Genomic DNA, 17,754 nt, shown 5'->3' with positions numbered 1-17,754 from the left:
GAAGCATGAAGTTCAGGGTTTCATTCACCGCGGCCTTGCTCGCAGCAGGATTGCCGCTGATGTCTCTCCAGGCCGCGCCGTTGCAGGCCGTGCCGGCCGTGCAGGCGGGCAATGCCACGCAGGCCACCATGCTGGCCGCCGGCTGGGCCGGAGAGCGGGTGGTTGCCGTGGGCGACCACGGTGTCGTGTTGTTGTCCGACGACCAGGGCAGGCAGTGGCGCCAGGCACGCTCGGTCCCACTATCCACGCCATTGACGGGTGTGTCCTTCGTGGATGCCAGGCACGGCTGGGCGGTGGGTCACTGGGGGGCGATCCTGTCCACCGCCGACGGCGGGGAATCCTGGCAGGTCCAGCGCCTGTCGAGCGAAGAAGACCGGCCGCTGTTCGCCGTGCACTTTTTCGATGCCCGGCAGGGCGTTGCGGTAGGGCTCTGGTCGTTGGTGCTGACCACCGAGGATGGCGGCAAGACATGGACGGAGCAGCCGTTGCAAGCGCCTCCAGGAGCCAAGCGGGCCGACCTCAACCTGATGGGGCTGTTTGCCGACAACCACGGCACCCTGTACGCCACGGCCGAGCATGGGCAGGTGCTGCGCTCCGACGACCAGGGGAAGAACTGGCGTTACTTGGATACCGGCTATGAGGGCACCCTGTGGTCTGGCGCGGTGCTGGCCGATGGGCGTCTGCTGCTGGGTGGTCAGCGTGGCACCCTGTTGCAGGGCTCTGCCGATGGCAAGGCTTTTCGCAGAGTGCCAACGCAAGGCAAGGGCTCGGTCACATCCATAGCAGTGGCTGGCGCTCGGGTATTGGCGGTCGGGCTTGACGGACTGAAGGTACGAAGCAGGGATGGTGGAAACAGTTTCCAGGAAGCACCGTCGGCTGACGGCCTTTCGCTGACGGCGGCGCTGTTCAACGCCGACGGCACGCCGCTGCTGTTTTCACGTCGCGGAGTAATGCCCCGCCAGGAATGAAAGTGTTCACCGGCCTCTTTGCTTGTCCGGGGATGCGGTTGGGCCTGGCGCCTTCGGGGCCAGGCCGGCCAGCGTGGAAGGCTTCTAGAGCTGGAGATAGTCGGCCAGGTCTGCGTAGTTATGTTGCCACAGGCCTGGGCTGCCATTGGGGTACTGGGAGCGGAAGCCGAGGATCTTCTGAACGCGCGGAGCAAGCGTTCTGACCAGTTCGAGCGGCACGATCAACGGGTAGGCCTCTTCAGGCGTGATGATCGAAGCCTGCATCGGGATGGTCAGCCCGCGACGGTAGAAGTCAGCGGTCACGTTGGCCCCGCCGCCATGAACGACTTTCCCGCCGAACAGCACGGCATCTCCTGCTTTCAACAGGGCAGGGATCGTCATTTCTGGGGTTCCTACATCGTCGAAGTCATCCCAGTCCTGGCTCCCGGGGATCAAGCGCGTGGCACCGTTTTCCTCGGTGAAATCGGTCAGCGCCAGCATCAGGTTGGTGATGGTGCGCGGCGCATGTTTATTCATGGCCACGAACGGTTGGTACTGCGCCATGTCGCGGTGCAGCATTTGCGCTTTGTTGCCTGGGCCGATCTCGATCAACTGGGCCGTGGTCAGCCACCAGTCACCGCACTCCGCGGCGTAGAGCACGTTCCCCAGGTCGTGAAAGAGGTCGTCATCGAGGATCTCCTCGCGAAAGGTCTTGCTGTGGGTGACGAGGTTGGTGAGCCGTTTGGTCTGGCGGCCATGGAACTCGGCGATCAGCTCGTGCTGGTGCTTGGAGCCGGCCTCGAGCGCGGCCAGGGGAGCGTCCAGTTCGTTGTTGATCCGTGCGACTTGTTCGGGGGTCATGAAGTTGCGGATGATCACCGCACCTGCCTGGTCGCTCAGCAGTGCAATCTCTTGCGCTGGAGTCGAGCGGGTTACGACGGGCAGGCTGAAGGTATCGCGAGAGGCTGACATTGAAAGAACTCCGGATTGAAGGAACGGTTGGCGCAGGCGGGTCGCTGCCCGGGCAACGGGCACCGGCGAACAAGCCCGCTTGCCACTGCGCTAAACCCCAAAAAAAGAACATGGAGCGTCACGGCGCCTCCTTGTATTTTTTTGTTCAGGCAGTGAGTTCATGCTAGGTTTCCCCCAACCTTGCGCCAAGGTACGAACTGCACCATTTCCTCTGTGATTTTTGAGTGTTTTGCACCGCCCATGACCAGTACGCCATCCTCCTGGCCACGCCCATCGGAAGCCGTTCGTGAACTCATGCGCAAAGGCGCCGAGCTCGCTCAGACGCTGCCGCCGGAGTGGGTCGAGCGCCTCAATCAGGCGCTGTTCTCTTCACCGGAAGATGCCAAGCTGCTGGAGGACCCGGTCATCCTCGCGGCGTGCCGGCGCGCCAACCGCGCAGAGTTGCTGCATTGGGCGAACGCCAATCTGCAGCGCCCCGGAGAACCGGTGCAACCCTACGTCTCGGCCGACATGGTGGACACGGCCAGGGAACTCGCCCGCAGAGGGCTGTCCGAGCTGCTGATGAATGTCGCGAGGTCGACACAGAACACCGCCTGGGAGCTATGGATGAAGATGGCCTTCAACCTGACGCAGGATCCCAGGGTGCTCGAGGAGTTCCTGGAGGTCTCGTCGCGGTCCATCTCGGAATTCATCGACAGCAACATGCGTGTGGTGACCCAGATCATCCTGGAAGAAAAGAGCGCCCAGGCCCATGACGACCCGATCGACAAACGAAGCCTGGTCAGTCGGCTGCTCGACGGCAGGGATGTGGATACGGAGCAATTCGGCAGGCGGCTGGGCTACAGCCTTTTCCAGAAGCACTACGCCGGCCTGGTCTGGTGCGAAAGCCCGGACGCCGAGATCCGCCTTCTGGAGGATGTGGCGCGTACCCTGGCGCAACTCACGGGCACGGCGGCGCCGTTGATCGTATTCGCCGGCCCCGCGACCCTGTGGGTCTGGAGCCATGCGGCGAAACCGCTGGACCTGAACCTGCTGCAAGGCATCGCACTGCGGTTTTCAGGGATTCGCGCGGCAATCGGCTCGCCGGGCACGGGAGTCAATGGCTTCCGTCGCTCGCATCTGGAGGCCCTGACGACGCAAAGGCTGATGGGCCGCCTGGCGGGCGCGCCCGCCGTTGCCACCATCGACCAGGTGAGGATGGTGTCGCTGATGACCCAGGACGACCGCGCGGCCAGGCAGTTCGTCTTGAGCACCCTGGGGCGGCTGGCGACGGAGCCTTCGGTGCTTCGGCGCTCGCTGCACGCCTTCCTGGCCAATGGCTGCAATGTCACCCAGACCGCAGAAGCGCTGGGCACGCATCGCAACACATTGCTGCGCCGGCTGGAGCGTGCCCAGGACCTGTTGCCCGTCCGGCTTGCCGATCATCGCATTCAGATCGCCGCGGCCCTTGAACTGGTGATCTGGAGTACTCCCCTGATCGATGATGATAAATAACCATAAAGACCGAACGCGCTCTTCACAGTAAAAAGGATGCCCCGGTCAGGAAAAGACCGCCAATAAGGAAGAGGGTGATCAGACGAGTGCTGAGCCTGAGAGGAGGCTGATGCTCGACAGTCTTGTCCAGGGCGAAATAAAGCTTTCTGAGTATTTGCCGCTCATCGATATCGTCTGCATCGAATATTGAATCGATCACCGAGTCCGCGCTTGGAAATGGGTTATGCAAGAGCGGAGCGACATCGAATGCACTTTTCTGGAGCGCCCGCGCGGAAAGCAGAGCCGAAGTGACCAGGGCCGCAAGCGCTGCGATAGCAAGAACCACCTCCAGGGGAGTGATCATGCTGATACTGGCCGAAGTGCCAAAGCGAAGCATGGTCCCATATAGAGTTATCACGCCGGCGAGGGCACCGAGTGACAACGTGAACATGAGGCGAAGGTAGACCGTCACCAGGTTCCTTGAGGAAGAAACCTGCTCAAGATAGATTTTCACCAGTGCTTCAATGGTCAGTCGGCGCGCTTCGAATACAAGCCGACGCTCGTCGGGGGAGGGGCTAGGTGACATCCGTCGTCCTTCTGCTATGGTTGCCTGCTCGTTTCATCTTCGAATAGAAAGATGAGTCCCGCCAGAGCACTTTTTGAATATTCAATGCAGGACGGCGCTTGCTGCAGCAGCGCCGTCATCGTCAATGGAACATACCTACAATTTCATCTTCATGTCATGTTCCGGTTTCGACCCAAGACAGCGGACGTCGTCCCAATGCATTCAACGTCGATCTATCCATTCGACTGTTGATTGCCAATCCATTGTCCAGACGGAGTGCCAGAGCAGCCGGCAGGCTGCGAATATGCGGCATAGATGGACCGTCATGGCTGCGGGACATTCAGCGAGAGGATGAGTATTTGCTCATGACGGGCCCGTATCGGCGATACAGCATTTCATGCAGTGGGCTCCGTGCAGAGGCGGTGACCTGCCCCCCGGTTTCAGTACCACGTCAAACTTAGTAGAGTCCGTTTTCCGAGCAGGAGACGGCAGTGAAAAAGCGTTTTATCGAAGAGCAGATTCTCGACTTCCTCAAGCAGGCGGAGGCCGGTGTGCCGGTGAAGGAACTGTGTCGCCGACACGGCTTCAGTGATGCCTCGTTCTACACCTGGCGGGCCAAGTTTGGCGGTATGACCGTGGCGGACGCCAAACGGTTGAAGGATCTTGAACTGGAAAACAGCCGATTGAAGAAATTGCTCGCCGAGGCCCACCTCGACATCGAGTCGCTGAAAGTGGTCGCCCGGGGAAAAGGGTAAGCCCGACAGCACGGCGGGAGGCGGTGCAGGAGATGCAGGCGCGAACCGGCATCTCCGAGCGTCGTGCCTGTCAGTTGATCGGGCTGTCCCGCTCGGTGTTGTGCTACCAGCCGCGAGCCAGTGTGCAAAACACCGAGCTGCAAGCCCAACTGGTGGAACTGGCCCAAGAGCGCCGGCGCTTTGGCTATCGCCGCCTGCACATCCTGCTGCGGCGTGCTGGCGTGCAGGTCAACCACAAGCGGATCTATCGCCTGTACCGCGCTGCCGGCTTGATGGTGAAACGGCGGCGCCGCCGCCATGGCGTCGCGGTGGAGCGCGAACGCCTGAGTTTGCCGAGCGCACCAAACCAAGTCTGGTCGATGGACTTCGTCTTCGATGCACTGAGCAACGGGCGGCGGATCAAATGCCCTATCAGCGCGACATCAAGCTGAAGCTGATTCAGCCTGGTAAGCCCACGCAGAATGCCTTCATCGAGTCGTTCAACGGTAAGTCCGGGACGAATGCCTCAATGAGCACTGGTTCTGTTCGCTGGCCGAAGCGAGAATCCGCATCGCGGCCTGGCGGCGGGATTACAACGCACACCGACCGCACAGCGCGATTGGCAATCCCACCCCGGCAGAATTTGCTGCAAGTTGGCGAACTCGCCAGCAGCAGCTGAAGCAGGAAAAATTAATATCAACCCCAGGGCCTACTAACTAGGCAGCGGTACTAAAACTGGGGGCAGGTCACTGCAACGCGGGCACATTGACTGCCTTGATCATCACACCTACCCAGTCTTACGCCAAGATGTTTTGGTCGGCCTACTGATGCCCCCTACCGTAACGTCATTCAGAGCAACTTGCGCTGACTTGCTTCTTCCAGAGTGCTCCGTGCCAACTTGGCCAAGATCTCATCAGTCGATTCGTTGAAGGGCAGGGCGAACACCAGCAGTAGCTGCGTCCAGGTAGTCGTTATCTCCCGTTTGACCACGCGTCCTTGTTCCTTGCCATTGGCATCGAAGAAACGAGTCTCCATGATCCACTCATTGTCAAAGGTTCCCGGAATCACCAGTAAAGTAGCGCCTGAGAGGATCGCCAGAAGCATGCTGCCGGTTTCATGGTTGCTAACCTTCACCTTGGCGTAGACGTCCGCAGTATTGAGTCCGAGCGCGACTTGCTCGAACGCTTGACTGCTCTGGTACTCTTTGATCAGCAGTCTCTCCAGGCGAGGTAGATTGAATCCGCGCTGACTGGGGGTACCGTTGAACTGATAGTCGGTATCGACCTTGAGGCTGACGGTGGGCTTGGCCGAGTTCAGTGGAATCGGCCAAGCGCTGGCGTCTGCCTGCTGCTGGTGCGAATAGGAAATGCAGCCGGTGAGTTGCAGGCAGAGAGCGCCTAATAGCGCGAGGTGGTATTTCTTCATCAGTCTTGCGCGAGAAACCTCGTCCTTGGGCGAGGAGGGATAGCGCGTCACGCGAAGCGTGACCCTGCTCTCGCTGCCTCCTTCTGGGGGGTGCTATCGGTAGGGTGTGAGAAAAAGGCGTAGCCATCGGCCTTCTGGATGATCTTGCAGTGGCTAATGCTTTGAATCGCCGTTGTTGCTGTTTGGATGGTGAAACTACCGGTTTGGCGGACTGCAACCGTTCCCTGGTCAATCCGGCTTGCTTTCACAAGGCTCCCCCTCAGGGCAGGGCAACTGCGCAGTGGCATCCTTCAGCAGCGACTCCACCAGTTGAGTGAGTTGCACACTGCCCAGGGAGAAGGCGGCATAGTCGTGATCCCAGAGGCCTGTGTTCTGCTGGACGTCCAGTGCTTTGTGGCTGCTGGCCAGCGCCTTGCCCTCAGCGTTTTCGATCAACAGGTCACCGACCAGATCGTACTTGTCCACGTAGATTGGGCCGTTCACCCAGATCCATGCAGTCAGTGTCAGCAGGGCACCTGGGATATAGCCGGGATGCGGGGTTCGCTTGCCTTCTAGCGAGGAGAAGCTGAACTTCAACACAACGTCATTGCCTTCGACCTTCGCTGGAAAGCTGATCAAGCGCCCGAAATACTCACCGCGCTCGACATGCTGCCCGATCTGTTGGGTCAGGGCCGCGCTGACGGTGCGGCGCCAGTCAGCATTGGTAATTTTCCTGTCGGTGATCTGTACCTCTTCCACCTGAACAGCGTGCGGGTAGGTGCTTTGCGCTGTTTCTGAAGGTGCGCCGATGGGACCGGCGGGATGGAACGAAACACACCCGCCCAGACCAAGCATCAGCAAACCAGTGAGTGGTGGCAGAGTCGAACGCACGGTCTCTCCTTGAACTACCCGCAACTCTGGTCGTTGCATCGAGAGGGTAGTGATGATTTACGGATATCAAGAAATGACGGAAAGCAAGGGAAGAGCATTGCGGGGCGACTTCCTTATCGCTACGTCATCGCTTCCTGGCAGCAAGCGATGCAGGTGGCTGCATTATGCCATTATGCCCTTCTTGTGTCAGGCCCTGAAGGGGAGAGAGGATTACAACGAGGAACATCCGCAGCGCACTGAACTACCGCTCGCCGCTGCGCAATTGCGCTTACTTGACCACCTGATTGCATTTGACTAGACCAAGCATTTGCATCGGATCTGAGACCGGCAGAGAACGACCAATAGCTAGCTTTGAAGGGCAGTTTGTAATCCCGGACACCGATTTAGGCGACAATCCTTGCCGTGAGAGAGGTGTCTGATGAGCAAGCAACGACGTACGTTTTCCGCCGAGTTCAAGCGAGAGGCCGCGCCCCTGGTGTTGGACCAAGGCTACAGCCATATCGACGCCTGCCGTTCGCTGGGTCGGCCTTGCGCCGTTGGGTGAAACAGCTCCAGCAGGAGCGCGACGGCGTGACCCCGAAGAGCAAGGCGCTCGCCCCAGAACAGCAGAAGATCCAGGAGCTGGAGGCTCGGATCAACCGGCTGGAGCGGGAGAAAGCGATCCTAAAAAAGGCTACCGCTCTCTTGATGTCGGACAAACTCGATAGTCGGTGGAAGTGGTCTGTTCAGCTTTCGATGTGGCGCGGTCTTGCTACTACGTCCACCGTCTTCGACGTCGTCGGGTCGATGCGCGCCGCGTTGATGCGTGAGCTGGGCCTGGTCAGCAAGCAACCGGGCTCGCACGCCTATAGACAGGCCATGGTTGAGCGGCCGGATATCCCGAATCGGCTGAACCGCGAGTTCGCGGTCCAGCGTCCCAATCAGGTGTGGTGTGGCGACATCATGTACATCTGGGCGCAAGGCCGCTGGCATTACTTGGCGGCGGTGCTGGATCTGCAGGCACGGCGGGTGATCGGCTGGGCGTTCTCGGCCAAGCCGGATGCCGAGCTGGTGATCAAGGCCCTGGACATGGCCTACGAACAGCGCGGCAAGCCACAATAGGTGCTGTTCCATTCGGATTCAGCCAGTTACGCCAGCCGCTTGTTCCGGCAGCGACTGTGGCGCTACCGGATGCAGCAGAGCATAAGCCGCCGGGGGAACTGCTGGGACAATTCGCCGATGGAGCGTCTGTTCCGCAGCCTGAAGTCGGAATGGGTCCCGCCGACTGGCTACCTGACGGTGCAGGAAGTCCAGCGGTACCACCTGCGGTGGCCGAAGAAAAACTCAACCCACTGTCCGGCCACTACAAACGGTGTTCACCGATTTCATCGTTCGGAACGCATCGTCTCTCAAGGGCAAGCTGTGGCAGTCAACGAGCGCAGACTGGTCGCTGCAACAGTATCTTCTGAGCTCCACCAGTATCAGTAATGACGTGCTCAAAATATTGCTCGATGGCGTCGTGCTTCAAGACCTATCAATGATAAAAGCAGCGCTACCTGAAGGGCGGTGGGTCATGCTGGTAGCCTCATCATTTCTGCCATACAGCTCGGAAGTCAGGGAGATCGTACTGAATACTTGCCCACATCTCGAAGGCCAGTACCTGGTTGAACGGTGGGATCTAGCAAAGGCAGAGATCGATATCAGTTCTCTCCAGCTCGACTCGATGCTCACTCTGAGCAAAAGCAAAGCGCTGCCACTCACACAGAAAATTCAGATGTGGTCAGGGCTTAGCCTAGAGACGATTGAAAGCAAACCGGAAGCGGTTCCAGAGCTCGGCCGTGTATCTATGCTGGCCAATAAAGCTGGCGAAAGGTTTGCTGATCCGCTGATGCCTGTGCTGCGACATCTGGTTCGCAACGCGAGCCTAACCTCGGAGCAGCGCTCTGAAATGCTGACACAATGTCTTCCTGGGATGAAGTGGCCGGAGGTTGCCGCAGCTCTAGGGTTGCTCGACGATGAGGACTTCAAAACCGTGAGCGCGAAGGTCAAGAAGATCAAGGTAAGAAACACCGAGTCAAACCGGAGGTTAGTCAACGAGATGAGATCTGAGGGGTACTTGGCAAGGGTGACCTCAGAGGACGACGTCATCATCGCAACCACCAGGCCCTCGGCAATGACATCTGAGGACGCCTGAGCGTTGAAGGTAGCAGCTTAGCGACCACCGTACAGCGCCAGATCGGGCTTGATGCTGACCTGCGTGGGAACAACTCGACCCTCACACATGGCTTCTCTGGCTGTTCGTAAAAGCAGCATGGACGAGGGGAGTGCTGACGTAAATCGAAGGGCTGTTCTGTGCCAACAGGTAGGCGATTCTGGAGCTCTACCGTAGATACAAACCAACGCGATAGCCCCTTAGCCTTGACGCTTTAGGACTGAATCATCCTGGCTTCTAACATAGCATTTAATTTAACATAATATACATTATGCGAAGCCAGAGGTCACAACGTGCGAGGTAAGCGGCTGTTATCAGAAACCACCGTCACCCGGGTTCCCTGCTGCGGCTGATGCGGCTGAAACGAATGCGGGGTCTGCACCTGCGCACCGGTCGCGGCGGACGCTGCGCTACGCTGGCTGCCGCCGCTCGCGGTGCTTGTCGCATCCATCACTGTCGATATCGCTCCACGGCCCGTCCAAAACGTCACACGCTCACCGTCGATATCACAGTACAAGTCAGGCGTGCGCTCGAAGAACCGGCACTTCTCAAACGGCCAGAACCGCGTGCGGCCATTGTCCGAAACGATCACGACGCGCGACGTCTTGCTGATCGGCTGGTCAGGCTGCGCATTGTAGCCATCACGCGATCGCCACGCGTCAGCCTTGCCCAGGCCAGCATGAACATACCCGGCAATCCGCCACACCGACGACAAGACCGGACCGTCTGAAGGCGTCCCATACACCGCCTGAGCGGCACGCGCTCCAGGCGCAACAGCCGGATGAACCTGCTCGGCAACCTTGGCGATCGGCACCGGCGCTACAGCATGTTTCGGCTGAGGCGGCGTGAAGAACTTGATGATTCCAGGCACGCCCACGGCCAAGCACACAACGACCAACCCAACCAGCGACCAGAAGCCCCAGGATCGCCAAAACGAACCCCGCGCATCGGCCTTGGACTCATCCCCTACACTGCCCGTTTCCGACTGCGTAGCTGACTTGTAATAGCGGTACACGTCCGGCTTGAATCGCCCCGCGGTGCTGCGCAGCAGCTTCGACTTCGGCGGGCTGTCGCCCTTGGCCACGCCGTTGTAGATATCGACCCGGAACATGGTCTTTGACTTCTTCACCATGCGGTACGTCGTTTCGACCAGCAACGTGGCCCAGCTCGCCAACTGGTCGAGGTCCTGAGTCACCATGACAACCCGCATCGAGCGGTTTTTCTTGTCCACCCGGTGCCGGTGCTCGGCCAGCAACTTTTTGTCGGCCATCGGCGCGTCATTGGTCTTCTGCCCCTTCGGCCACCGCCGCCACAATTCGTCCAGCACCAGGACCGAACCAGGCGGCGCAAAATCGGCCAAGTCTTCACGCTCAAACCAGTCTTCCGGCAGTTGCTCAATGGTCCCGCCGAAATCCATCAGCAACATATCGACTTCGAGCGGAATATTCGTCACAACATGCCGATCCTGTTTCAGCGACGGGATAATTACATGCTCGACAACGCCGTAACTTTTACCGTGCCCAGGCTTGCCCACATATGCATCAATCGCCATACATCACCTCAACCGATAATCGGAATGCGCCGGAGAATAAAGCGCAGCAGATACGCGCCCAGGACCATGGTCACGCCTGGACCAATCTGGAATGCATTGGCGAAATAAACGACCGATGGCGGAATGCCCTGGAACGCATTACCGGCTGTAACGAAGAAGTCAGGCACCGGCAACCACTCGAAAAACTTCACAACCGCAGAAGTCATCCTATGGAACACATACTCCGGCAAAACAGGGAGCAGCTCCCAAAAATAATCGAACGCATCTTGCACCCACTTAAAGAATTCATCAATTGCCTTAAGTGCACGCTGAAAGAAGTCGGTCGCCGTCTGAATAAGCTGTTTAATCGCACTAAGAATACCGTCCATATATCACCTCATGCTGACAAGAACACACGGACCGACAGCAGCGCCCAGAACGCCAGGAACACTGCCCGCAAGATCGGCTCGATCTGCGCCCACAGATCACAGTGGGAACTGAACGTAATGTTGGAGCCGAACAGCGAGATGCTCTGCGTCGGGCAGGCGCCCCCGCTGGGAAAGTTGATGCGACCCAGCGCCTGACCTATCGGTGACTTCTGAATACCCGTCCAGGCCGCTTGTAGCGACTCATCAAAGCCGGGCACCTTGTCTGTGCCGAAGGGGTTGTTCTTGACGAACGCGCAGCTATCGTCTTTGCAGCCACCCGTAAGACCCGAGCCGCCGCCAGTTCCACCACCCTCCCCTGAGCCGTCGCCACCCGTACCGCCACCATCGCCACCACCGCCAGTTCCAGGCGTGCCGCCATCGCCACCACCATCGCCGCCACCACCTGTACCGCCATCACCACCACCGCCAGTACCACCATCACCACCGCCGCCCGTACCGCCGCCACCAGTACCACCATCACCGCCACCACTGCCCGGATCAGTGGGGTCAGTTGGATCGGTGGGATCAGTCGGGTCGGTCGGATCAGTAGGCGTCTTTACGCACGTCGTGCCAGACCAGCTATAGCCAGCCGGACAACCCGGATTGTTTGGGTCGGACGGCGGCTCATCAGGATTGGTCGGCGGCGTGTCGTTCAGCGATGGGCCGGTCATGCCAGGGTTATTCGTGTCGGCTGCACAAGAGTCGCCATTCGTTTCGAGCCAGTAATTACAGAACCCCTCATTAGTCGAGCCCGGCATAAAGAAACAACCACCCGTTTTCGAACTGGTAGGAACATATTGGCACCCGTTCTTACAGCCGGTCGGCGGCGTGGAGTTCACAATGTTTCGGCCATTCAACTGATAAACCGGAGACGGCGGAGAACTAAACAAATCCGTCAGCCCCTTGATGCAATCTTCTGGAGGAGGCGGAGGCTCTTTACATGTACCGGTTATTTCGTCAGGAATCTTAGGCGCGGTGCACCCATCCCCTTTCCTGTAAATCGGGTTGTTATAGGAAGTGCTACACATCCTTTCCACGCCCTGACTAAGGCAATAAAATTCAAGGCCATAAGTCGCCATATCCTGCCGACCATTAGCCGGATAAACAATGCGCACAGCCTCGACACGCGAATAGCCAGGACTGTTAGCAATCGCAGCCTTTCGAGCCTCTTCGACAACTTCCGTATAACTTCCGTATTTCTGGGAACCACGAGGCCAATAATAATCCTCAGCAACGGCACCGAAAGAGACAAGACACAGGACCAACAAGAGTGCACGCATGATCACAGCCTCGAAAAAATGGCGTAACTACACGCCGCACCAATAACAAAGAATGCGAACTCATATAAATCCACCATCACTCAAACTCCCCTGCCAGAAACAAAAAGGGGCGACCGAAGCCGCCCCATCGAACCGCCCTCCTCGATCAGCTCCGCAGGAAGCCCAAGACCACGCGAGCGCCTTTAATGCCGGCATACACAGCGGCCAGCAGCGCAGCGACGGCCAGGACGCCGGTAGCAATGGTCGAGAAATCGATATCGCCGGTCAGACCGCTGTAATCCCAGCCAGCCGCCGAGGCGGATTGCGAGACGACCAGAGCAGCGCCTACAGCAACGGCAGAACCACTGCGAACGAACAGTTTCTTCAGGTTTTTCATGGACTTACTCCTTACATTTTTTTGATAAAGTCGAGCACGGCCTTGACGCCCAGAGCGCCGACAAGGACCGTCGCGACAAGACCGAACCCGACCGAGAACGCCTGGGCGAGTGCCTCGGTGTCCAACATCGACGGGTCGAACTGCTCAGGCACCTGGGTCAAGACCCACATGCCCGAACATAGTGGTGCCCCATCCGGCGCAATCGAGATGGAGCCATCGCAGGACAGGGCGGAAATCACAGGAAAGCCGCCATGGTGTCGGTCCAGCCCCACAGGTAGCCCGTGGCGAGGCCTACAGCGAACATCGAGAGATAACGCAGCATGGCGGCCCCCTATCAGCTAGCGGCTTGAACAGGCGCCTTTGCGGCAGCCGGAGACGCAACGCGGCGAGCTTGGCGCGGGTCAACTTCAAACCACAGTCGGTCATCTTTCACGCGGCAAGTAATGTCGCACTCATAATGACCAGCAGGCAGAATTTCATTCTGCTTAGCTGCGTAATATTCGAAGCGCTGCGGATAAGGAATACCCGGCAGATGTCCGAAGGCTTCACACATATGGTACTCATTGCCAGCTTTGGAATTACCCGAGCGAACAACGCCAGTGGTTTCAATACGGATAGTCAGTGCATTAGCCATTGTTGGTTTCTCCGGCTGTCGGTTTAGTAGTAAGCGTGCCGGCAAAGATAGACATTACTGAGTTCGTGACAGCCTGAACTTTGCCGTAACTTTCATTCCAAAGCTGGGCGCTTATGACCCGTTCAACTTCGGAGCGAAGTTTCTGGAGCTGGGATTCACTCATTCGAATACATCCCCCAAATAAAGAGTGCCTTTCTTGCTGCTGATCAACTTAGAACGATTCGCCTTATTGAAATCCTCAGCGGCCTGGACTTGTTCAGCCGGAGTTCTAGACGAAAGAACTTTCTCCAGATCATCCATAACGCTACCCTCAGTTCTGAGATTGCGCAGACGCTGTTGCATCTCCTGGCGGGAGGTAACTCGACCGCCGAAGTAAAAATCGAAGCCAGACTTCATACAGCCACCTGACGGGCCGATTTATGAATCAGCCCCCTTTCAAAGAAGAAGTTCGGAATGGCCGCAGGCTTAGCCTCAAGAATTCGAATCATCGGAACAACATTACTATCATCGCGACGATCACAACGAATATTGATATCTATGCCATACCCAAGAAGAACCTGACGATGACGATAATAAGTAGCCTTCGCTACCAAGTTTGAAATGTCATGCCCCTGCTTCCAGAGCATGTAAGTGCCGAGCACCTTGCTCGGGATTTTCATCATTTGCTCTGAATTAAGTTCTATTTGCTCTGACATATCCAGTTCCCCGATGAAATCACGGTAGAGCTTCCAAAGAACCGTGGGGGTGAGTTGAGAGGCATATTCAAGGTTCAGCGCCTTGAGTTTCTTTGAGCGCAACCGAAGTTCAACGCGGAGTTTGTTATCTATCCACTGATAGATTTCAGGGTACTGGTGAAACTCTTCCGGCAACTTATGCGAACCACCGGAAGTTATTTCATCGGCCTTGCAATAACAAACAATCGACCAATGACTTGAGCCTTTGCCGAAAGTTAGAGTCCCGCGATTATTTACCGGACGACCATGGCGTGACTTACATTTGAACTCGCCTGCACGCAACCAGGCTCGAACATCGGCCCGGCTTGGAAGTTCGAACATTCGGTTGTAATCGACGCGAGTGACGCGGTACTGCCCTGCCCTGACCTTCTGACGCTCAAAGTCAGTCGGCTCAAGGCCCACCAAGGCGCAGAGGCGTTGAAAAGCATCCCAGACGAGGGCAACGAGATCACAGGAACCAACAAGGTTATGTCCTTGCAACCACTTGCTTGGGTTGCCGTCGATGTACAGATGAGTCGCGTTGCCCTGCCCGTCCCCGCCTACGCTCCGAATATGGATTGTCGAGTCATGGGAGCCACGGACCAGCATCTTGCGCGGAGTTTCCCAAGCAACAGTCCCGTCAGCCTCGATGCAGACCACCGCACCACTGCTCAAAGGCGCGTGGTGCAGTTCGATCATGGCCGCGATCCAGTCGATCATCCCTAGAAACCTGTCAAGACGCATATATGAGCCGCAAAGGTACAAAATCTTGCCTCAGGCAGTCAACAGCATCTTGGCTTTACAGGGTTGAGATATGATCCGCCACTTTTCACTGGGAGATAGGATCGATGCACGATGAGTCAGCGATGAGTGACGTAACCATGGCGATAGGCGAGAACATACGGAAAGCCAGAGAGCGCAAGGGCCTGAGGCAAGAGCAAGTCGCTGAAATGGCAGGCATTCCCCTGTCTACATACAAGAACTACGAGCATGGCAAACAGCCACCACCCGGCGACCGAATAGGAGCCATCGCACGAACCCTCGGGGTATCAGCTGATGAACTTGTGTTCGAAGAGAGCGAGCGCCAAGTTGCTGACGAGCTACGAGCCCTATTCAAGAGGTTCGAAGTGCTTCCGCCAGACCTGAAAACCCAAGCCAAAGTGGCAATTCGGGGCCTGCTAATGAGCTATGAAGTCGAGGCCCTCAAGCACGAGGGGTAGTCTCAAAATGAGACAAAAGTCGGGTATCACCTATACCCGACTTTTCAGCCCCGCCACCCTCGCCCACCACCACCAAAACCGCACCAGAGAGCGCGTAACGATGCGAGCAGAAAGAGACGACTTCCCGCCCGTCAGAAGAACAGCAGAGCGGCGACTGGCCTACGAGATAGCCCTAGGGATATGGCTGGGCGGAATGGCTCTAGGCCTCACATCGTTCGCACTGTGGTTCTTCGCGCTGAGCGCAATGGTCGGAGCACTGAAGTTCGGCTGAACAAAGTCGTAAGGGCGCTGCCCTTACTATCCCGCTCTTGCCGCCGAGGGCTCGGGAGGCAGGGGAGATAGAGCTTCCCCTCCCTCCCTTGCGGAGGCTGTTTCAGGGGGTGCAACGTCAAGTGTTCGCTTCGCCCGGCGCTCCGTTCGACGCGACAAGTCGCGACGAGCCGGTGCGGCGGCACCTGACTGGGACAGATCGAAGGGGGGCTGCTAGCAGAAAACGAGATCCAGGACAGATCCCGCAGGAAAATTTGCTAGCACTTTTCGACCTGGTGCAGCAGCTGCAGAACGAAAACTGCTAGCGGCGACGATACCCAGGCCGCAGCGGGTTATCGGACACAAGCATATCGCGTTGCCCCGCAATCTCAGCCAGTTGCACAGCGGCGGCATGAGCATCAGCAAGCACGCCCTGGAACACACCGAGGGTCTCGCGCAGCGACCGAATCTCATCTTCCATCGCCTCGATCCGATCGCGCTGACGGATCATAAGCTCGATGCCGGCAATGAACGCCTGACTGCCAGTGCCCTTGCCGGTAGCAAGCTTGGCCTGGCGCACCAGGTCTTCGGGAACGTCGCGAATGGTCAGCAGCATGGCTTTCTCCCTGCTAGCAAAATTGATCCTGGAGCGAATGCACCAGGTCACGAAATGCTAGCAGTTCCATCGAGACGATTGCTAGCAATTTTCGTCCTGGTGCTCGCGCTCGAGGACGCAAAACGCTAGCAAACGGGGTCGCATCGCATAATGGGGATTACGTGTAAATCCAGCGCCTGGGCTGCGCATTGTCCAGGCGCTGGACTCGCCCCCTGGGCGGCTTCGCTAACGTAATCCCATCGTCATTATGCGAAGCCAGAGGTCACAACGTGCGAGGTAAGCGGCTGTTATCAGAAACCACCGTCACCCGGGTTCCCTGCTGCGGCTGATGCGGCTGAAACGAATGCGGGGTCTGCACCTGCGCACCGGTCGCGGCGGACGCTGCGCTACGCTGGCTGCCGCCGCTCGCGGTGCTTGTCGCATCCATCACTGTCGATATCGCTCCACGGCCCGTCCAAAACGTCACACGCTCACCGTCGATATCACAGTACAAGTCAGGCGTGCGCTCGAAGAACCGGCACTTCTCAAACGGCCAGAACCGCGTGCGGCCATTGTCCGAAACGATCACGACGCGCGACGTCTTGCTGATCGGCTGGTCAGGCTGCGCATTGTAGCCATCACGCGATCGCCACGCGTCAGCCTTGCCCAGGCCAGCATGAACATACCCGGCAATCCGCCACACCGACGACAAGACCGGACCGTCTGAAGGCGTCCCATACCCCGCCTGAGCGGCACGCGCTCCAGGCGCAACAGCCGGATGAACCTGCTCGGCAACCTTGGCGATCGGCACCGGCGCTACAGCATGTTTCGGCTGAGGCGGCGTGAAGAACTTGATGATTCCAGGCACGCCCACGGCCAAGCACACAACGACCAACCCAACCAGCGACCAGAAGCCCCAGGATCGCCAAAACGAACCCCGCGCATCGGCCTTGGACTCATCCCCTACACTGCCCGTTTCCGACTGCGTAGCTGACTTGTAATAGCGGTACACGTCCGGCTTGAATCGCCCCGCGGTGCTGCGCAGCAGCTTCGACTTCGGCGGGCTGTCGCCCTTGGCCACGCCGTTGTAGATATCGACCCGGAACATGGTCTTTGACTTCTTCACCATGCGGTACGTCGTTTCGACCAGCAACGTGGCCCAGCTCGCCAACTGGTCGAGGTCCTGAGTCACCATGACAACCCGCATCGAGCGGTTTTTCTTGTCCACCCGGTGCCGGTGCTCGGCCAGCAACTTTTTGTCGGCCATCGGCGCGTCATTGGTCTTCTGCCCCTTCGGCCACCGCCGCCACAATTCGTCCAGCACCAGGACCGAACCAGGCGGCGCAAAATCGGCCAAGTCTTCACGCTCAAACCAGTCTTCCGGCAGTTGCTCAATGGTCCCGCCGAAATCCATCAGCAACATATCGACTTCGAGCGGAATATTCGTCACAACATGCCGATCCTGTTTCAGCGACGGGATAATTACATGCTCGACAACGCCGTAACTTTTACCGTGCCCAGGCTTGCCCACATATGCATCAATCGCCATAC

General features: G+C 58.1%; 18 protein-coding genes and 2 pseudogenes. 6 read left to right on the top strand and 14 right to left on the bottom strand.

Annotated elements, in window-relative coordinates; translation table 11 throughout:
* The first annotated feature begins 5 nt into the window (after positions 1-5).
* A complete protein-coding gene (locus LJF27_RS23195) occupies positions 6-968 on the top strand; it encodes a WD40/YVTN/BNR-like repeat-containing protein (RefSeq protein WP_003144176.1) in 963 nt (320 codons plus the stop codon).
* Positions 969-1,052: 84 nt separating this feature from the next.
* Here LJF27_RS23195 and LJF27_RS23190 read toward each other — a convergent pair whose 3' ends face one another.
* Positions 1,053-1,919, bottom strand: a complete 867-nt coding sequence (locus LJF27_RS23190; protein ID WP_003089190.1) for a phytanoyl-CoA dioxygenase family protein — start codon at positions 1,917-1,919, stop codon at positions 1,053-1,055.
* 294 nt (positions 1,920-2,213) lie between these two features.
* Here LJF27_RS23190 and LJF27_RS23185 point away from each other — a divergent pair, with 294 nt between their 5' ends.
* On the top strand, positions 2,214-3,413 hold the full coding sequence (locus LJF27_RS23185) for a PucR family transcriptional regulator (RefSeq protein ID WP_023116554.1): 1,200 nt from the start codon (positions 2,214-2,216) through the stop codon (positions 3,411-3,413).
* Positions 3,414-3,435: 22 nt separating this feature from the next.
* Here LJF27_RS23185 and LJF27_RS23180 read toward each other — a convergent pair whose 3' ends face one another.
* Positions 3,436-3,978, bottom strand: a complete 543-nt coding sequence (locus LJF27_RS23180) for a hypothetical protein (RefSeq protein WP_003122765.1) — start codon at positions 3,976-3,978, stop codon at positions 3,436-3,438.
* A gap of 470 nt (positions 3,979-4,448) precedes the next feature.
* Between LJF27_RS23180 and LJF27_RS23175 the strand changes: the two are divergent.
* Positions 4,449-5,411: pseudogene (locus tag LJF27_RS23175) on the top strand (IS3 family transposase).
* Positions 5,412-5,540: 129 nt separating this feature from the next.
* On the opposite strand, the gene LJF27_RS23170 reads toward LJF27_RS23175, so the two are convergent.
* Both LJF27_RS23170 and LJF27_RS23165 read right to left on the bottom strand, forming a co-directional pair.
* On the bottom strand, positions 5,541-6,167 hold the full coding sequence (locus LJF27_RS23170; protein WP_169311264.1) for a hypothetical protein: 627 nt from the start codon (positions 6,165-6,167) through the stop codon (positions 5,541-5,543).
* 177 nt (positions 6,168-6,344) lie between these two features.
* Positions 6,345-6,986, bottom strand: coding sequence for a hypothetical protein (locus LJF27_RS23165; RefSeq protein WP_023087971.1), 642 nt, complete (start codon positions 6,984-6,986; stop codon positions 6,345-6,347).
* Positions 6,987-7,404: 418 nt separating this feature from the next.
* Here LJF27_RS23165 and LJF27_RS23160 point away from each other — a divergent pair.
* Together LJF27_RS23160 and LJF27_RS23155 are read left to right on the top strand one after the other, a co-directional pair.
* Positions 7,405-8,282, top strand: a pseudogene (locus LJF27_RS23160) (IS3 family transposase); the annotation flags it as partial.
* A gap of 55 nt (positions 8,283-8,337) precedes the next feature.
* Positions 8,338-9,159 (top strand): hypothetical protein, encoded by an 822-nt coding sequence (locus LJF27_RS23155; RefSeq protein ID WP_225037530.1) that lies wholly within the window; start codon positions 8,338-8,340, stop codon positions 9,157-9,159.
* 304 nt (positions 9,160-9,463) lie between these two features.
* On the opposite strand, the gene LJF27_RS23150 is transcribed toward LJF27_RS23155, so the two are convergent.
* The 8 genes from LJF27_RS23150 to LJF27_RS23115 form a co-directional block, all read right to left on the bottom strand.
* Positions 9,464-10,729 carry a zonular occludens toxin domain-containing protein gene (locus LJF27_RS23150; protein ID WP_229601890.1) on the bottom strand — a complete coding sequence of 422 codons (1,266 nt, stop codon included), beginning with the start codon at positions 10,727-10,729 and terminating at the stop codon, positions 9,464-9,466.
* 8 nt (positions 10,730-10,737) lie between these two features.
* A complete protein-coding gene (locus tag LJF27_RS23145; RefSeq protein WP_023103176.1) occupies positions 10,738-11,097 on the bottom strand; it encodes a DUF2523 family protein in 360 nt (119 codons plus the stop codon).
* A gap of 8 nt (positions 11,098-11,105) precedes the next feature.
* Positions 11,106-12,416, bottom strand: a complete 1,311-nt coding sequence (locus LJF27_RS23140) for an attachment protein (RefSeq protein ID WP_229601888.1) — start codon at positions 12,414-12,416, stop codon at positions 11,106-11,108.
* Between the two features lie 145 nt (positions 12,417-12,561).
* Positions 12,562-12,792, bottom strand: coding sequence for a hypothetical protein (locus LJF27_RS23135; protein ID WP_229601887.1), 231 nt, complete (start codon positions 12,790-12,792; stop codon positions 12,562-12,564).
* Between the two features lie 11 nt (positions 12,793-12,803).
* Positions 12,804-13,031 carry a hypothetical protein gene (locus tag LJF27_RS23130; protein WP_025921140.1) on the bottom strand — a complete coding sequence of 76 codons (228 nt, stop codon included), beginning with the start codon at positions 13,029-13,031 and terminating at the stop codon, positions 12,804-12,806.
* A 95-nt stretch (positions 13,032-13,126) separates the two neighbouring features.
* Positions 13,127-13,426: a hypothetical protein gene (locus tag LJF27_RS23125; protein WP_071534550.1), complete on the bottom strand. Its 300-nt coding sequence runs from the start codon at positions 13,424-13,426 to the stop codon at positions 13,127-13,129.
* 159 nt (positions 13,427-13,585) lie between these two features.
* Positions 13,586-13,822: a hypothetical protein gene (locus LJF27_RS23120; RefSeq protein WP_229601886.1), complete on the bottom strand. Its 237-nt coding sequence runs from the start codon at positions 13,820-13,822 to the stop codon at positions 13,586-13,588.
* Positions 13,819-14,859, bottom strand: coding sequence for a phage/plasmid replication protein, II/X family (locus tag LJF27_RS23115; protein ID WP_003159146.1), 1,041 nt, complete (start codon positions 14,857-14,859; stop codon positions 13,819-13,821). Before LJF27_RS23115 ends, LJF27_RS23120 begins: the two co-directional genes overlap by 4 nt.
* A 146-nt stretch (positions 14,860-15,005) precedes the next feature.
* On the opposite strand from LJF27_RS23115, the gene LJF27_RS23110 reads away from it, so the two are divergent.
* Entirely contained in the window at positions 15,006-15,359 is a 354-nt protein-coding gene (locus LJF27_RS23110; RefSeq protein ID WP_016852912.1) for a helix-turn-helix domain-containing protein, read from the top strand.
* 571 nt (positions 15,360-15,930) lie between these two features.
* On the opposite strand, the gene LJF27_RS23105 is transcribed toward LJF27_RS23110, so the two are convergent.
* Both LJF27_RS23105 and LJF27_RS23100 read right to left on the bottom strand, forming a co-directional pair.
* Complete coding sequence (locus LJF27_RS23105) at positions 15,931-16,224, bottom strand: hypothetical protein (protein WP_031634843.1); 294 nt, start codon at positions 16,222-16,224, stop codon at positions 15,931-15,933.
* Between the two features lie 262 nt (positions 16,225-16,486).
* Entirely contained in the window at positions 16,487-17,752 is a 1,266-nt protein-coding gene (locus LJF27_RS23100) for a zonular occludens toxin domain-containing protein (RefSeq protein ID WP_229601889.1), read from the bottom strand.
* Between the last annotated feature and the right edge of the window lie 2 nt (positions 17,753-17,754).

The organism is Pseudomonas sp. 203-8 (assembly GCF_020708595.1).
In the GTDB taxonomy this organism is placed as follows: Bacteria; Pseudomonadota; Gammaproteobacteria; order Pseudomonadales; family Pseudomonadaceae; genus Pseudomonas; species Pseudomonas aeruginosa.
Note: the sequence above shows the minus strand (reverse complement) of the source record. Positions and strands in the feature narration are given on the sequence as shown.

Excerpts from the sequence above, each read along its gene's own strand:
- LJF27_RS23115 (WP_003159146.1), bottom strand. The coding sequence starts at position 14,859 with ATGATCGACTGGATCGCGGCCATGATCGAACTGCACCACGCGCCTTTG.
- LJF27_RS23120 (WP_229601886.1), bottom strand. The coding sequence starts at position 13,822 with ATGAAGTCTGGCTTCGATTTTTACTTCGGCGGTCGAGTTACCTCCCGC.
- LJF27_RS23100 (WP_229601889.1), bottom strand. The coding sequence starts at position 17,752 with ATGGCGATTGATGCATATGTGGGCAAGCCTGGGCACGGTAAAAGTTAC.
- LJF27_RS23110 (WP_016852912.1), top strand. The coding sequence starts at position 15,006 with ATGAGTGACGTAACCATGGCGATAGGCGAGAACATACGGAAAGCCAGA.
- LJF27_RS23145 (WP_023103176.1), bottom strand. The coding sequence starts at position 11,097 with ATGGACGGTATTCTTAGTGCGATTAAACAGCTTATTCAGACGGCGACC.
- LJF27_RS23190 (WP_003089190.1), bottom strand. The coding sequence starts at position 1,919 with ATGTCAGCCTCTCGCGATACCTTCAGCCTGCCCGTCGTAACCCGCTCG.
- LJF27_RS23180 (WP_003122765.1), bottom strand. The coding sequence starts at position 3,978 with ATGTCACCTAGCCCCTCCCCCGACGAGCGTCGGCTTGTATTCGAAGCG.
- LJF27_RS23185 (WP_023116554.1), top strand. The coding sequence starts at position 2,214 with ATGCGCAAAGGCGCCGAGCTCGCTCAGACGCTGCCGCCGGAGTGGGTC.
- LJF27_RS23125 (WP_071534550.1), bottom strand. The coding sequence starts at position 13,426 with ATGGCTAATGCACTGACTATCCGTATTGAAACCACTGGCGTTGTTCGC.
- LJF27_RS23105 (WP_031634843.1), bottom strand. The coding sequence starts at position 16,224 with ATGCTGCTGACCATTCGCGACGTTCCCGAAGACCTGGTGCGCCAGGCC.
- LJF27_RS23195 (WP_003144176.1), top strand. The coding sequence starts at position 6 with ATGAAGTTCAGGGTTTCATTCACCGCGGCCTTGCTCGCAGCAGGATTG.
- LJF27_RS23140 (WP_229601888.1), bottom strand. The coding sequence starts at position 12,416 with ATGCGTGCACTCTTGTTGGTCCTGTGTCTTGTCTCTTTCGGTGCCGTT.
- LJF27_RS23150 (WP_229601890.1), bottom strand. The coding sequence starts at position 10,729 with ATGGCGATTGATGCATATGTGGGCAAGCCTGGGCACGGTAAAAGTTAC.
- LJF27_RS23135 (WP_229601887.1), bottom strand. The coding sequence starts at position 12,792 with ATGAAAAACCTGAAGAAACTGTTCGTTCGCAGTGGTTCTGCCGTTGCT.